This is a genomic window from Streptosporangium roseum DSM 43021, from assembly GCF_000024865.1.
Taxonomy (GTDB): Bacteria; Actinomycetota; Actinomycetes; order Streptosporangiales; family Streptosporangiaceae; genus Streptosporangium; species Streptosporangium roseum.
Genome location: NC_013595.1, coordinates 6,029,389 through 6,043,623, shown reverse-complemented (window position 1 = coordinate 6,043,623; position 14,235 = coordinate 6,029,389). Strand labels below are relative to the sequence as shown.

At 73.2% G+C, this 14,235-nt stretch carries 14 protein-coding genes and 1 pseudogene; 7 read left to right on the top strand and 8 right to left on the bottom strand.

Annotation, left to right across the window (positions count from 1 at the left end):
* Positions 1-430: 430 nt before the first annotated feature.
* Both gdhA and SROS_RS51845 read right to left on the bottom strand, forming a co-directional pair.
* A complete protein-coding gene (gene gdhA, locus SROS_RS26615; protein ID WP_012892016.1) occupies positions 431-1,774 on the bottom strand; it encodes an NADP-specific glutamate dehydrogenase in 1,344 nt (447 codons plus the stop codon).
* 114 nt (positions 1,775-1,888) lie between these two features.
* A complete protein-coding gene (locus SROS_RS51845; RefSeq protein WP_012892015.1) occupies positions 1,889-2,662 on the bottom strand; it encodes an NUDIX hydrolase in 774 nt (257 codons plus the stop codon).
* Between the two features lie 355 nt (positions 2,663-3,017).
* On the opposite strand from SROS_RS51845, the gene tnpA reads away from it, so the two are divergent.
* Positions 3,018-3,461, top strand: a complete 444-nt coding sequence (tnpA, locus tag SROS_RS26605; protein ID WP_012892014.1) for an IS200/IS605 family transposase — start codon at positions 3,018-3,020, stop codon at positions 3,459-3,461.
* A 101-nt stretch (positions 3,462-3,562) separates the two neighbouring features.
* Positions 3,563-4,087, top strand: coding sequence for a hypothetical protein (locus SROS_RS26600; protein WP_148269214.1), 525 nt, complete (start codon positions 3,563-3,565; stop codon positions 4,085-4,087).
* Between the two features lie 129 nt (positions 4,088-4,216).
* Here SROS_RS26600 and SROS_RS26595 read toward each other — a convergent pair whose 3' ends face one another.
* The gene (locus SROS_RS26595; RefSeq protein ID WP_012892012.1) at positions 4,217-5,158 is read right to left on the bottom strand and encodes a quinone oxidoreductase family protein; all 942 of its coding nucleotides are present in this window, start codon (positions 5,156-5,158) and stop codon (positions 4,217-4,219) included.
* 128 nt (positions 5,159-5,286) lie between these two features.
* Between SROS_RS26595 and SROS_RS54540 the strand changes: the two are divergent.
* Positions 5,287-5,472: pseudogene (locus SROS_RS54540) on the top strand (helix-turn-helix domain-containing protein); the annotation flags it as partial.
* Between the two features lie 104 nt (positions 5,473-5,576).
* Positions 5,577-5,723 (top strand): hypothetical protein, encoded by a 147-nt coding sequence (locus SROS_RS53230; protein ID WP_245564283.1) that lies wholly within the window; start codon positions 5,577-5,579, stop codon positions 5,721-5,723.
* Positions 5,724-5,728: 5 nt separating this feature from the next.
* Here SROS_RS53230 and SROS_RS26585 read toward each other — a convergent pair whose 3' ends face one another.
* On the bottom strand, positions 5,729-6,442 hold the full coding sequence (locus tag SROS_RS26585; protein WP_245564282.1) for a DUF3152 domain-containing protein: 714 nt from the start codon (positions 6,440-6,442) through the stop codon (positions 5,729-5,731).
* A 229-nt stretch (positions 6,443-6,671) separates the two neighbouring features.
* Here SROS_RS26585 and SROS_RS26580 point away from each other — a divergent pair, with 229 nt between their 5' ends.
* Positions 6,672-7,739 carry a class I SAM-dependent methyltransferase gene (locus SROS_RS26580; protein WP_012892010.1) on the top strand — a complete coding sequence of 356 codons (1,068 nt, stop codon included), beginning with the start codon at positions 6,672-6,674 and terminating at the stop codon, positions 7,737-7,739.
* A 103-nt stretch (positions 7,740-7,842) separates the two neighbouring features.
* On the opposite strand, the gene bdeA is transcribed toward SROS_RS26580, so the two are convergent.
* Positions 7,843-8,814, bottom strand: a complete 972-nt coding sequence (gene bdeA, locus SROS_RS26575; RefSeq protein WP_012892009.1) for a bis(hydroxyethyl) terephthalate hydrolase — start codon at positions 8,812-8,814, stop codon at positions 7,843-7,845.
* A gap of 235 nt (positions 8,815-9,049) precedes the next feature.
* Positions 9,050-11,800 (bottom strand): helix-turn-helix transcriptional regulator, encoded by a 2,751-nt coding sequence (locus SROS_RS26570; RefSeq protein ID WP_043653006.1) that lies wholly within the window; start codon positions 11,798-11,800, stop codon positions 9,050-9,052.
* Between SROS_RS26570 and SROS_RS26565 the strand changes: the two genes are divergently transcribed.
* The gene (locus SROS_RS26565) at positions 11,799-12,059 is read left to right on the top strand and encodes a hypothetical protein (protein ID WP_012892007.1); all 261 of its coding nucleotides are present in this window, start codon (positions 11,799-11,801) and stop codon (positions 12,057-12,059) included. The two genes, SROS_RS26570 and SROS_RS26565, sit on opposite strands and share 2 nt — an antisense overlap.
* Here SROS_RS26565 and SROS_RS26560 read toward each other — a convergent pair.
* Positions 12,022-12,585 carry an RNA 2'-phosphotransferase gene (locus tag SROS_RS26560; protein ID WP_012892006.1) on the bottom strand — a complete coding sequence of 188 codons (564 nt, stop codon included), beginning with the start codon at positions 12,583-12,585 and terminating at the stop codon, positions 12,022-12,024. The two genes, SROS_RS26565 and SROS_RS26560, sit on opposite strands and share 38 nt — an antisense overlap.
* A 207-nt stretch (positions 12,586-12,792) precedes the next feature.
* Between SROS_RS26560 and SROS_RS26555 the strand changes: the two genes are divergently transcribed.
* The gene (locus tag SROS_RS26555) at positions 12,793-13,680 is read left to right on the top strand and encodes an NAD(P)/FAD-dependent oxidoreductase (RefSeq protein ID WP_012892005.1); all 888 of its coding nucleotides are present in this window, start codon (positions 12,793-12,795) and stop codon (positions 13,678-13,680) included.
* A gap of 19 nt (positions 13,681-13,699) precedes the next feature.
* On the opposite strand, the gene SROS_RS26550 is transcribed toward SROS_RS26555, so the two are convergent.
* Complete coding sequence (locus SROS_RS26550; protein WP_012892004.1) at positions 13,700-14,143, bottom strand: type II toxin-antitoxin system PemK/MazF family toxin; 444 nt, start codon at positions 14,141-14,143, stop codon at positions 13,700-13,702.
* Between the last annotated feature and the right edge of the window lie 92 nt (positions 14,144-14,235).

Here is a 14,235-nt window from a genome sequence, read left to right as displayed (position 1 = left end):
CGCGCGGTCTCCCTCACCGCCTGACGCGGACGCCTCCGCACCCACTCTCTCGCACCACCTGACGCGGACGTCCCCCACGGGTGATTCCCCCGCCGCCTGGCCGGGATGGTCCGCACGCGGTCGCCCCGCCGCCGTCAGCCGCGCGTCCCCGATCCCCGCCCCCGATCAGGTCCCTCTGCGCAGGCCGACCGCCCAGTATCCGACCACTCACTATCTGACCACTCGGTATCTGACCACTCGGTATCCAACCCCGGTGTGACCGCCCGGCACGTCGCGCGCGGTCCGTCCAGCGCCGGCCCGCGCCCCGGGGCCGGCGCCCGGCGGGGCCGGTGGCCTCCCGGCCGGTGACAGCCGTACGGCGGACCGGAAGGTCGCGCGGACCGGAAGGCTGCGCGGAGGGGCTTTGACGGCCCCTCCACCCGGGGCGTCCTCAGATCAGGCCGAGCGAGAGCATCGCGTCGGCCACCCGCTTGAATCCGTCGATGTTGGCGCCGGCCACGTAGTTGCCCGGCAGGCCGTACTCGTCGGCACTCTGCAGGCAGCGGCCGTGGATGTCGCGCATGATGGTCTGCAGGCGCTGCTCGGAGAATTCGAAGGTCCACGAGTCGCGGCTGGCGTTCTGCTGCATCTCCAGCGCGCTGGTGGCCACGCCGCCCGCGTTGGCCGCCTTGCCCGGCCCGAAGGACACGCCGGCCTCCTGGAACACCCGGATGCCCTCGGGCGTGGTGGGCATGTTGGCGCCCTCGCCGACGGCGACGCAGCCGTTGCGGACGAGGAGTTCGGCGTCGTGACCGGTGATCTCGTTCTGGGTGGCCGAGGGCATCGCCACCTCGCACGGCACCTCCCAGAGGCTCCGGCCGGAGACGAAGGCCGCGCCCGCGCCGCGGCGCTCGGCGTAGACGCCCAGCCGGTGGCGCTCGACCTGCTTGACCTGCTTGAGCAGGTCGAGGTCGATGCCCTTCTCGTCGAGGACATAGCCCGAGGAGTCGGAGCAGGCGACCACCACGCCGCCCAGCTGCTGCACCTTCTCGATGGCGTAGACGGCGACGTTGCCCGACCCGGACACCACGACCCGCCTGCCGTCGAACGACGTGCCGCGGGCCTTCAGCATCTCGTCGACGAAGAACGCGCAGCCGTACCCGGTGGCCTCGGTCCGCACCTGAGCGCCGCCGTAGCTGAGGCCCTTTCCGGTGATCACTCCGGATTCGTAGCGGTTGGTGATGCGCTTGTACTGGCCGAACAGGTAGCCGACCTCGCGCTGCCCGACGCCGATGTCACCGGCCGGAACGTCGGTGTACTCGCCGATGTGACGGTAGAGCTCGGTCATGAAGCTCTGGCAGAAGCGCATGACCTCCCGGTCGGAGCGCCCCTTCGGGTCGAAGTCCGAGCCGCCCTTGCCGCCGCCGATCGGCAGGCCGGTCAGGCCGTTCTTGAAGATCTGCTCGAAGCCGAGGAACTTGACGATGCCGAGATAGACCGAGGGGTGGAAGCGCAGGCCGCCCTTGTAGGGGCCGAGGGCGCTGTTGAACTCCACCCGGAAGCCCCGGTTGATGTGCACCTCACCCAGGTCGTCCTCCCAGGGCACCCGGAAGATGATCTGCCGCTCGGGCTCGCAGATCCGCTCGATAATCTTGAATTCGGCGTATTCCGGATGCTTGCCGAGAACCGGCCCGATGCTTTCGAGCACCTCGCGGACGGCCTGATGGAACTCGATCTCCCCGGGGTTGCGGCGCAGAACGTTGTCATAGATCGACGACAGTCTCTCGTGCAACATCGGATGTCCCCTCGTTCTCGGGATTGGTGCCCTGCCTAACCATAGGGGGTGGGGATATGTGAGCTCTCCAGGTGGGCCGCCCGTGCCGGGACGAGAGGCTGCGCGCGCCGGTGATCAGTCCCACTTGTGCAGGGCGAAGGTCCGGCCTGCCGCGATGGCGCGCAGGGCCGCCGCCGGGTAGCCGACGGTGTCCTCGGGCAGCGCCTCCAGCGGATGCCAGGCGATCTCGCTGCACCTGTCGGGTTCGGCGTTGTACGGCTCGCCGCTCCAGCGCTCGGCGGCGAAGAAGAGCCCGACCCGCTCGGGGGCCCGGTGCATGGCGTGGACGAAGGTGAGGTCGTCCGGCTGGATGACGGCTCCCACCTCCTCGCGGGCCTCGCGGGCCGCGGCGGCGACCACCGACTCGCCCTCCTCCAGGTGGCCGCTGGGCAGGTGCCACAGGCCGTCGGCGTATCCGGTGCCGGCCCGGCGGGCCAGGAGCACGGTGCCGTCGCGGACGAAGACGATGTGGACGTCGACGATGGCGCGGAAGCGCGCCTTCTTCACCTGGTGGGGGAGGGAGGCCCCGCGCCGGTCGAGCGCCTGGGCCCACTTGGCGGCGACGGCCGCCACCTGGACCAGCTCGGTCCGCAGGGCGTCGGGGTCGTCCTCGGCGAAGGCCTCGAGCACCTCCTCCCGCAGGATGTGCCGCCAGGTGAGCCGGCCCTCCCGAGCCGCCTCGGCGACGTCGGTCTTGGCCTTCTCGGCGGCCGCCGCCCGCTCCTGGCCGGTGCCGTCGGGGAGGTCCTGGATGCCCCACATGGCGTCCTGGGCCGCCCGCTCGGCGGAGACGTCGGCGAGCACCTTCGCCAGCGAGCCGGGCACCCCGTAGTCACCGTCGTATGTCATGGGAAAAGTTCCTCTCGTCGGTTCCGCATGCCGTACGTTGACACCCTCGCCGTCCCGGAGGACGGTGGTTCCCGTCCGCCGCGCGTGCGGCTTCGGGCGTCACCGTTTCTTCGCGCGGTGCCAGGACGGGCCCTGCCCGTGCTCCACACCCGCCATGCCCGCTCCAGGCTCTTTTCCCGCCTCGACGGACCGCTCGGGCGACCCGCCGTCCGAGAACCTACGGCCGATCGCTCTCGCGGGCCCCTGCAGCACGCGCCGCCCGCCCCCGAACAGTCTGACCGGCGGTCGGCGCCGGTCCGGCGGGTGGAGGCGGAAGTTGTGACGGGGCCGCTTCCTCTGATTTTATCATTGGTCTATGACCGAAGATGAAGACATCAGGACTGGTAGGCATTGTGTTTTCGTCCTGCATGCCCATTTGGTCTTTCTGACGAAATATCAGCGCGATGTGTTCGCCGACAGGCATCTGGAGCGCATGGAAGAGATCATGCGGGACGTGTGCGCCGACTTCGGAGCCGAGCTTCGCGAGTTCGACGGCGCCGGCAGCCACGTCCACCTGCTGGTGAGCTTCCCGCCGAAGGTCGCCCTGTCCAAGCTCGTCAACAGCCTCAAGGGCGTTTCCTCCCGGCGGATGCGCCAGGAATTCCCCGAGCTCGCCGCGCACTACTACCGGGCCAGCCGTCTCTGGTCGGGCTCCTACTTCGCCGGGAGCCTCGCCGGAGCCCCCGTCGCGGAGCTCCGCGAGTACGTCGAGCGGCAGAACCGGCCCGCTCGGGGCGCGCCCCAGAGGGTGTCCCTGTGAGAGGCCCGCGTCGTGCCCGTATCCGGGGGAGGTCGTAGTCCCGGGTGGCCCGGAGCGCGGGCGGAGGTCATTTGTCGGAGCTGATGGGTAACGTGCCGTTCATGAGCGACGCGCAGCACAGCCCGATCGAGGGCGAGCAGTGGCGGCCGGGCGACATCGTGCTGGACGCCGACGGCGGCCTGTTCACCCGCGCCGGCGTGGAGGACCAGGCCGGGGGCCGGCCGTGGGGCTACCCCGGCGACCGGGCGCGCCTTGTCACCGGGGAGACCAGCCTGCCGAAGGGCGGTCTTCCGGAGACCGCGCCGGCCCGGCCGCTGACGCTCCTCGTCCGCGACGGCCAGCCCGTCCTGCCGGCCGTCCCCGACGACGCCTCCAGCGTGACCGGCACCGGGGCCCTCGACGCGGCGACCTCCACGGGCGTGGGCGGCCTGTTCCTCGCCGCGACCGCCTTCGACCCCGACGGCGCCGGCGACTCGCGGGCGGCCAAGCTCCGCGCCGGCCTGCTCGACAGCGTCGTCATAGTCGACAGCCCCCAGGTTCTGGGGGAGATGTTCGGCGGCGCCGCCGACGGCCTGCTCGTGGAGCTGGCGAACTGGCACGAGCGCAGCATGGGGGAGACCGCCTGAGGCCGCGGCCGCGCGGCGCGGACATCCGCTGTCCGGGACGCCTCCGGCCGGAGGCCCCTGAGGCCGCCCGCCGCGGACCCGGCGGGCCCCACGGGGCCGGCTGGTGCCCGGTGACCCGCAGAACGGAGGCTAGGGGCGCAGGATGATCTTGCCCGTGGTACGGCGGGCGAGCATGTCCTCGTGGGCCCGCCGGGCGTCCGACAGCGCGTACTCGCCGCCGACGAGCGGGCGCAGCCGGCCGGAGGCGGTGAGGCCGAGCAGTTCCTTCAGCGGCACCTTGTAGCCGCCGGGCAGCCGGATGGCGGGCCGCACCCAGAAACCGGCCACGGAGAAGTTGAGCTCCGTGAGCCGGTCCACGTCGATCGGGGACGGGCCCCGGCCGGAGGCGAAACCGTAGCTGACCAGGCGGCCGAACTCGGCCACCGCGCCGAGCGCGGCGTCGAACACCGGGCCGCCGACCGCGTCCAGGACGACGTCGGCGCGGTGGCCCAGGTTGGCCTCGATCACCCGCTCGGCGTAGCCCTCCGCCCGGCCGTCCACGGCCGCGTCCGCGCCCAGGCTCAGTGCCAGGGCCCGCTTGTCCTCACTGGACGCCGTGGCGATCACCCGGCCCGCCCCGGACTCCCTGGCGAGCTGGACGGCGAGGTGCCCCACGCCACCCGCCGCCGAGTTCACCACGACGCTCTCCCCGGGCAGCACGCGCGCCGCCGAACGGATCAGGTGCCACGCGGTCAGGCCCTGGACCAGCAGGGCGAGCGCCACGCCCGCGCCGATCCCCTCCGGCAGCTCCACGGCGTCCTCGCCGTCGACGACCGCCCTGGACGCGTAGCCGCGCTGGGCCAGGCCCATGACGCGGCGGCCGTCGGCCGTGCGCCCGACGACCTCGCCGCCGGGGACGAACGGCAGCTCCGGCGGGAGGTAGGCCCCGGCGACCCGCGCGGTGTCGGCGAAGTTCACCCCCGCCGCCTCGACCTCGACGAGGAGGTGGCCCGGGGCCGGCTCCGGATCGGGCAGCTCCACCTCGGTCAGGACCTCGGGTCCGCCGGTGCGGGTGATCTGGATGGCGCGCATGGGATGTGTCCCCTGTTCTGTCGGTCTGCTGTGCCCGTCAGCCTAGGAAGGCGCGGAACGGGTAATCAGGGGCCGGCGTCGATGGGGATCACATTTTCCATGAACGGTGTTCATATAACGTCTGTCCTGTGACGAAGGAGGATCTGACGGCGAGCGAGCTGCGCGTTCTGGTCGCCGTGGACCGGGACCGCGCCTTCTCGGCCGCCGCGGCTCGGCTCGGCCTCACCCGGTCGGCGGTCTCCCACGCCGTCCGCACCGCCGAGCGCAAGGTCGGCGCGGTGCTGTTCCAGCGCGGGCGCAACGGCGCCCGGCCCACGGCCGCGGGGCTGGCGGCGGTCGGGCACGCCCGGCGGGTCCTGCGCCTCATGGACGTCATGAGGGCCGGGCCGACCTCGGCATCGCCACGCTCCCCTCCCGGGTGGACGGCCTGGTCGGCAGGGACCTGTTCGCCGAGCCGTACGTGCTCGCCTATCCGGCGGGACACCCCGACCCGCGCGGCCTGCCGATGATCGACTGGCACGAGAACTGCTCGGCGGAGACCAAGCGGTTCGCCGCCGTGGGCTGAACCCCTCAGCGCCGGGGCGACGGCCAGGCGTTGGGGCGGCAGCCGTACAGCGACTTGGTCTGCTGGAGCATCACGGGGGCCCGCCTGCCCGGTCCCGGGCAGGGCTCGTGGCCGTGGCCGAGGCCGTGGCCGACCTCGTGGTTGATGACGTACTCCCGGTAGGAGGCGACGTCGCGGCCGTAACCGCGCACGCCCGTGTTCCACCGCACCGCGTTGATGACCGCGCGCCCGTCGTTCCAGCACGAAAGCGTGCCGAAGGTGATCAGTGGATGGCACCGCCGGTCCGTCATCGCGGGGCTGGACAGCGACACCCTGATCTTCACCGGGCCGCGCTCCACCCGCTGGAACCGGAACCCCCAGCTCCGCCGGTCGTTGAGGATCCGGTGCACCTCGTCGGCGAACTCGCGCGCCTCGAACGGCAGGCCGCGCTCGACCTCGACCAGATACCGGATCACCTTGCCCTTGCGGCCCGCGGGGGGCCGGGCGCCGCCGGAGACGACCGTGTAACGGCCACCCGCCGACTTCGGCACCGCCATCTTCTGCGGTTGCCGCCGCCCGTTGGCGAGCAGGAACGACTGCTCGGGGTCGGGCGCCTCCGTCGGTTCCGGCGGCGGGGTGGGGGTCACCGAGACCTCGGGCAGGAGGGCCGTGGGCGGTGCGGGCCTGTCGGGGAGGGATACGGGTCCATCGGGGACCGGTGCGAGGTGACCGCTCAGCAAGGCGCTGCCTCCGACCAGGAGCGAAGCTGAAATACTCAGGGCAAGAACCCACACAACGGATTTAAGGTCACAACGCTTTACGTTCCTGAACATAGGCCGTAAACCTTATTACCTCCATCGCTGTCGTCGATCAGGTCGGGGAGGGCGTGATCGAGCAGTGGCGTGACGGCGGATCGGCAGCCGACCCTCCGTCGCCGGTGCCGGACGGCGGCGACCGAACGGAGACGCCATGACGACGCAGACCACGCAGACGTCACAGACCACGGAGGAGTTCGCCGAGCGGCTGCTCCGGTCCGCGCTGGGCGCATTCGAGGTGCTCTCGGTGCACCTGGGGGACCGGCTGGGCTGGTACCGGGCACTCGCCGGGCACGGACCGGCCACCGCCGCCGAGCTGACCGCCCGCGCCGGCGGCCACGAGCGATACGCCCGGGAGTGGCTGGAGCAGCAGGCCGCCTGCGGCATCCTGACGGCCGGCGAGGACGGCCGCTTCACCCTGCCGGCAGGCGCCGCGGAGGTGCTGACCGACGAGTCCAGCCTCGCCTACCTCGCGCCACTGGCCCGGATGATCGCCGGAGCCGCCACGCAGACGCCCGCCCTGCTGGAGGCCTACCGCGACGGCGGCGGCGTGGGCTGGGCCGCCTTCGGGACGGACGTGCGGGAATCCCAGGCCGAGATGAACCGGCCCTGGTTCGAGCGGGCGCTGCCGGACGCCCTCGCCGGGGTGCCCGACCTCGACGCGCTGCTGCGCCGTCCCGGCGCCCGCGTCGCCGACGTCGGCTGCGGCGGCGGCTGGTCCACCATCGCCCTGGCCAGGGCCTACCCGCAGGCGGTAGTGGAGGGGATCGACATCGACGGCCCCTCGGTCGAGCTGGCCGTGCGCAACGCGGCCCGGGCCGGAGCCGACGTCGCCTTCCGGCACGGCGACGCGCACGCGCTCGCCGGGAACGCCTACGACGCGGTCTTCGCCTTCGAGTGCATCCACGACATGCCCCAGCCGGTGGACACGCTCACCCGGATACGGCGGGCGCTCAGGCCGGGGGGGACGGTCGTCGTCATGGACGAAGCCACCGCCGTCTCCTTCACCGCGCCCGCCGACGACACCGAGCGGCTGCTGTACGGCTTCAGCCTGCTCATCTGCCTGCCCGACGGCATGTCCCACCAGCCCTCCGCCGGCACCGGCACCGTGATGCGCCCCGCCACCCTGCGCCGCTACGCGGTCGAGGCGGGCTTCCGCGCCGTCGAGGTCCTGCCGATCAGCGACTTCGGGTTCTGGCGCTTCTACCGGCTGCTGCCGTGACCGTCCGCGCCGGGGAGCCGTCCCCGGAGCGTGCCGGCGGCGGGGGCGCCAGGCACCCCGCCGCCGGCGTCCCCGCCGTACGGGGATCCGCTGACCAGGCCGGCTACGAGTGGGGACAGGTGTCCTGGTACTCCGAGATGTTCCTGTCGCTCCGGGGAGCCGGGCACAGGAACTGCTCATAGCGGGTGTCGTCGTCGATGAACCTCTTCAGCCAGGAGATGCTGTATTTGGCGATCGTGGTGTTGGAGGTGTTGGGCGCGAAGTGGCCGGCGCCGTCGAGCTCCAGGTAGGCCTTGTCCAGCGAGGACGGCAGGCTGTTGTAGAACGGCTTCGAGTGCGAGGCCACCGGGGCGATCGTGTCGTTCTCGGCGCCGACGACCAGGGTCGGGACCTGCACCCCCGGCCAGCTCTTCGTGAGGTTCCACCCGGTGAGCGGGATCGCCGCCTGCAGCTGCGGCCTGTCGTCCGCCGCCTCCAGCGTGCCGCCGCCGCCCATGGAGTGACCCATCACGCCGAGCCGGCCGGCGTCGATCCGGCGCGCCGCCGAACTTTCCTCGACCAGGTAGTCCAGCGCGGCCAGGAGCTGGCGGCCCCGGCTGGCGGGCTGGTCGCTCCGCGTGATGGTGTCGATGTTGAAGACGACGAAGCCCTGGGAGGCGATCCGGGGCGCGAGCCAGGCCATGCTGGACTTGTCCGCGGTGTAGCCGGGGGCGATGGCGACGGCCCCGAACGTTCCCGCGCTGGTGCTGGTCGGGTAGTAGATCGTTCCTCCGCCGAAGCCGTTCACGCGCAGTGACGAGACGTCGGTCTCCGCGATGGCGAACGGGCCCCGGACGGCCTCGATGCTGGAGACGGTGGGGTTGGGGCCGCGCTCGTACGGGTTCGCCGCGACCTGCGCGGCGGGGGCCGTGAAGGGCGTGGCGTGGGCGGCGGGGGCGAGGGCGCCGCCCGCCAGGACCAGTGCGAGGGTCAGCTTGGCGGCCGTCCCCGCACTGCGGGCCGGCCCGGACGCGGCAGCGCCGCGGCCGGACACGTGCGGTTGCGGACGGAGGGGGGTGGGGTTGTCTGACTGCACGTCGCTGTACTCCCTGTTCGGAGGGGGACCAGGCCGGCGGCGGTCCGCGCCGGAGACCGGCGGGTACGGGAGGCGAGCGGTCACGACCTCCGGGCGGTCCCTGCTTGACTGCCGACAGTCGTAATTGTCAGATCGCCCTGTCATTCGCGCATCGGTGAAATCACCCGTCACCGATCGGCCCGGAGGCGCCCCTTCGGACCGGGGCGGGTGGCGCGGGGGGGAGGCGCGCCGCCGGTCAGGACAGCAGCCGGACCAGCTCCACCCGGGAACGGATGTCGAGCTTGGCGAAGATGTTCCTGAGGTGGTGCTCGACGGTGCGCGGGCTCAGGTAGAGCCGGGCCGCCACCTCCCGGTTGGTGGCGCCGTCGGCGACGATCCGCGCGATCTGGAACTGCTGCGCCGTCAGCTTCTCCGCGGCCTTGTGGCCGCGTGACCGGACGGCCTCCCCTGCCCCGCGCAGCTCCGCGCGCGCCTGCTCGGTCCAGAGCCGCGCCCCGGATCGCTCGAACGTCTCCAGCGCGCTGTGCAGATGCTCCCTGGCCGCGCCGGGACGCCGGTTACGGCGCAGCACGCTGCCGAACAGCAGCTGGGTGCGTGCCGTCTCGAACTCGCACAATCCCTGGTGGTGCAGGTCCAGCGCGTCGCGGAACCGCTCCTCGGCCTCCCCGGGGGCGGCCAGGAGCGCGTGGCAGCGCGCCGCCAGCGCCAGCCGGTCGGGGCTGCGGGTGCTGCCCGCCCAGCGGTCGAGCACCCGCAACGCCGCCCGCGCCTGCTCGTGCTCGCCCGTCCGCACGGCGGCCTCGACGAGATGAGGGGTCGCCATGACGCGCACGACGAGGTGGCCGTTCGTGCCGTCCGGCCGGGCCGTCGCCCGTAGCCGCTTCGCCGCGCCCGCGTGGCGTCCCGCGGCGAGATCCAGGTGGGCCAGCGCCCAGTTGCCGAGCGCTCCGGCGACGCCCAGGCCGTGGGCGCCCGCCAGCTCGATGGCGCCGCCGGCCCTGATCCGGCACGTCTCCTCGTCACCCTCGACCGCCGAGGTGAGGGCGAGCCAGGCCAGGTGCTGGCCCGCGCTGTTGGGCTGGCCGGACTCCTGGGCCAGCCGGAGGCCCTCGACCGCGTTGGCGGTGACCGAGGCGTAGCGGCCCATCCAGATCTCGGTCTGGATCATGAATTCCAGCACCTGCGGCACCGCGGAGACGGCTCCCCGGACGCGTGCGGCCTCCACGGCCCGGGTCGACAGCCTGAGCGCCTGGACGTCGTCGCCGAGCAGCAGGCTGGCGACGCCCGCCCAGACCAGCACCGACGGGTTGCCCACCGAGGGGGCGAGCTCCAGGACCCGGCGGAGCGGATCCGCCGCCTCCCGGTGCCGGCCGCGGAAGGTCGCCGCGATGCCCGCCAGATACTCGAACATCAGCTGGGTGGCCGCCGGATCGTCCGGACGGCGTAGCGCGGCGGCCTGCCGGGCTATGGCCAGGAACCGGGAGCTGTCCCCGGCCAGATAGCTGGCCTCACTCGCGCGCAGGAGCGCGCGGACGGCCCGCCCGCGGTCCCGGTCGAGCAGCCAACCGGCCGCCGAAAGGAGCTCGTCACGGGCGCTGCCCGTCTTCCCGCTGCGCAGCTCCAGGCTGCCCCGGATCAACTCGGCCTGGCCCCGCGTCTCCTCCGACACCGTCAGGGAGCACAGGCGGGTGAGCAGCGACCTGGCGCGCTGCGGGAGCCCCGCGTGCCATGCCCGGTGGGCGGCGGCGGCCAGGCGGGCGGCCTTGACGTCGCCGCGGGCCGTGAGCTCGGCGGCCCGTTCGAAGGCGAGCCAGGGCGCCGGGTAACCTCCGCGGGAGCCCGTGGAGCCCGCGGAGGCCGCCGCGGCCAGCTCGTCGGCCAGCCGGTCACCGGGGCCGTCCAGCGAGACGGCCCGGTGCCATGCCCGCCGCAGCCGCTGGTGATCATGGTCGAGAACGCTCGCGAGCAGGCGGTGCGCCGCCCGCCTGCGGGCGGCTGAGGCCTCGGCGTAGACCACCGACCGCATCGCCGGGTCCCGGAAGTCATGGCGGTCTCCGGCCGCGCTGACGAGGATGCCCGCGCGCTCGGCCGGTTCGAGCAGGGTGAGGGCGCAGGCCGGTTCGGCGGCCCGGACCAGCGCGGCCATGTCCAGGTCCGGGTCGGCCGCCAGCAGCAGGAGCAGGTTCCCGGTCTCCGCGGGCAACCGGGCCAGCCGATCCGCGTACGCACGCCACAGCCGCCCGCCCGGCGGAAGCGTGTCGGGCGGAGCGGCGGCGCCGGCCATCTGGGCCGCGCTGAGCGATCCGACGAGCTCGCCGAGGGCGAGGGGATTGCCCCGGGCGACCTCGATCAGCGACGCCCGCAGCTCCGCGCCGAGCCCCTCCGGCGCCAGATCGTCGGCCAGCAGCCGGCACGCGTCCTCGTCGAGACTTCCCAGCCGGAGCTCCGGGATGCCCTCCGGGGCGGTGCCGCCGGCGCGCGCCCCGAAGAGCAGCACGATCTGCTCCCCGGCCAGGCGCCTGGCCGCGAAGAAGAGCGCCTCGCGGCTGGGCGCGTCAAGATGGTGGACGTCGTCGACGCAGGCCAGCACCGGCCTCCCCACGGCCGCCAGGAGGTTGAGAACCGAGGCGGGCAGCGCCAGCCCGCCGCCGGCCGCCCCCAGTTCCAGCGCCCGCGTGAGCACCTCCGCCTGCGCTCCGGGCAGCGCGGGCAGCCGGTCCATGACCGGGCGGAGCAGGCCGTGCAGTCCGGCGCAGGGCAGCGCGGACTCCGCCTCGACGCCGCGGGTCCTGAGCACGACGAACCCCTCCGCCTGGTCCACCGCGAAGTCGAGCATCGCGCTCTTGCCCGTTCCCGGCGCGCCCAGCAGGACCATGGCGCCCCCCGACCGGCCGCGGGCGTCGTCGACCAGCCGTCGCAGGATGTCCTGTTCCGCGTCACGGCCGCGTAGCGCCGGTGACCGGACGACGGGGGAGACGGAAGGCATGCCTCAGTGTTACGCGGACATGTCGTGGCTGAAAAGGCCGGGCGCGGTGCTCGTCCGCGGCGGCTCCGTGGCCTGCGCCGTCGTCCGCCCGGCCGCCGCGGGACCGGTGATTTCACCGATGCGCACCCCCGGGACCGCCGGGGAGGCGGCCGCCGGGACCGTTGAGGCCGCGGTGGAGGGACTGCCGGTCGGGCCGGAGCCCGCCCCGGTGCCGGAGCCGGTCACCGCCCTGGCGCAGGTGGTCTGTCGCCCGGCGTGATGTAGGCGGGCGGGACGTGGGCGACGAGCCAGACCCCGTTGGCACTGATCCGGAACTCGTGGCCCGCCCGGTGCATGTCCCCCGCGCGCACCACCAGGACGACCGGCCTGCCACGCCGCGCCCCCACACGTGTCGCCGTCTCACGGTCGGGGGACAGATGCACGGCGTGCCGGCTCATCGGCCGCAGCCCCTCCTCCCGGATGGCCGCGACCCGGCTGCCCACGGTGCCGTGGAAGAGGAACGCCGGCGGCTCGGCCACCGGAAGGTCCAGGTCGACGGCGACGGAGTGTCCCTGGTTGGCGCGGATCCGGTCGCCGTCGACGGCGAAGCGCTGCTTGTCGTTGCGGGCGACCACCTGGGCGAGCTCGTCGCGGGTGATCACGACGCCGTGCCGCGCGGCGGCCGCCAGCACGGCGTCGATCTCCGTCCAGCCCTGCGGATCGAGGGTCAGCCCGATGCGTCCGGGCTGGTGGCGCAGGTGCCTGGAGAGAAATTTGGAGACGTGGATGAGCCTTCTTCCGTCCATGGAACTCCAGCATGCTGGCTTGATCGGCTGTTTTCCACCCGGTATCCGGCGAGCGCGGTACGGCTCGCCGCGACTGGCGTGTCCGTCAGCGGGAATCCTCCTGGCATGCCGTGTTGTCTCCGGGATACGGCTTTCCGGATACCCATGGATCGCACTTGCGGCCGGTGATCACCCTGAACGGCCGGTCACCAGCGGAAGGAGGCCGCCATGCAGCATTTCGACGTGGCGATCATCGGTGGCGGGCCGGCCGGGCTGACGGCGGCGATGGCGCTCAGCCGGTCCCTGCGCCGGGTGGTGGTCCTGGACTCCGTGCGGCCGCCCCGCAACGTCTTCTCCAAGGAGGTGCACGGCATCGTCGGCCTCGACGGGGTGAGCCCCGGCGAATACCGCCGCCGCGCCTGGGACGACCTGAAGAAGTACGGCATGGCCGAGCTGCACGAGCTCACCGGCACCGACGTGACCCCCGATCCCGAGGGCGGGTTCACCGTCACCGCCGAGGACGGCCGTCCGAGGTGGGCCCGGCGGGTGCTGCTCACCGCGGGCATGCTCGACGTCCATCCCGGGATCGAGGGGTTCGGCGAGTGCTGGGGCAAGACGGTCATCCACTGCCCGTTCTGCCTGGGCTGGGAGAACCGAGGCCGTACCTGGGGCGTGGTGACCGGCGACCCGGAGTTCGCCGCGACCGTCGTCGCCGGGTTCTCCGCCTGGAGCGACGACGTGATCGTCCTGACAGACGGCGCCGCGGCGGCGGGCGAATGGGGTGGGGAGGTCGTCGAGGGGAAGATCCGCAGGCTGCACCACGCCGGCGGAGACCTGCGCGCGGTCGAACTGGCCGACGGCACGGTCGTCGACCGGCAGACCCTGCTCTGGCAGCTCGACCAGCGGCCCGTGCCGCTGGTCGCCCACCTCGCCGAACGCCTGGGCCTGGGGCTGGACGAGGACGGCCACGTGGAGGTCGACGGCTCCTTCCACACCAGCGTGCCCGGCGTCTACGCCGCCGGAGACCTCATCACCGAGGCGCAGGCCGCGATCGAGTCGGCCGCCGGCGGGTCCGGCGCGGCCTTCCAGATCATCGCCGACACCGGGAAGCCGTAGCGGGGCCGCCCTTGGCCCGCTACCCGTCGGCGGCCCAGCCGTGAACGCCTCTCAGGACGGTGGCGACGCGGGCGAACCGCTCGCGGTCCAGGACCGAGCCCTCACGCCGGATGTCGTCCTCGTCGAGCTCGAAGATCCGGTCCAATCGCAGGTAGGAGACCCGGTTGTCCCGGTCCCAGCGCCCGGGGCCGATCTCCAGCCACTCGCGGGGGTCACCGTCACCGCCGCGGCTGGACAGCATCATCGCCAGCAGCCTCCGCCCGTGACGGCCGACCACCAACAGAGGCCGGTCCTTGCCCCGGTCCGGATCCTCCTCGTAGGGGACCCAGGCCCAGACGATCTCGCCGGGATCGGCGAGCCCGTCCAGGTCGGGGGAGTAGTCGATGGTCGCCGCCCGGGCCACGCCGTAGACCTCCCGGACCGCGCCACGGGCCGGTCGCGGGTCCTCACCAAGATCGCGCATCAGGGTATTTTATTGGACACCCGCCGCGCGGACGGCTGCGCCCCTCTCCCCGCCGGCGCCCGCCCGGGGAGGGGGGCGGCCCCTCACGTCCC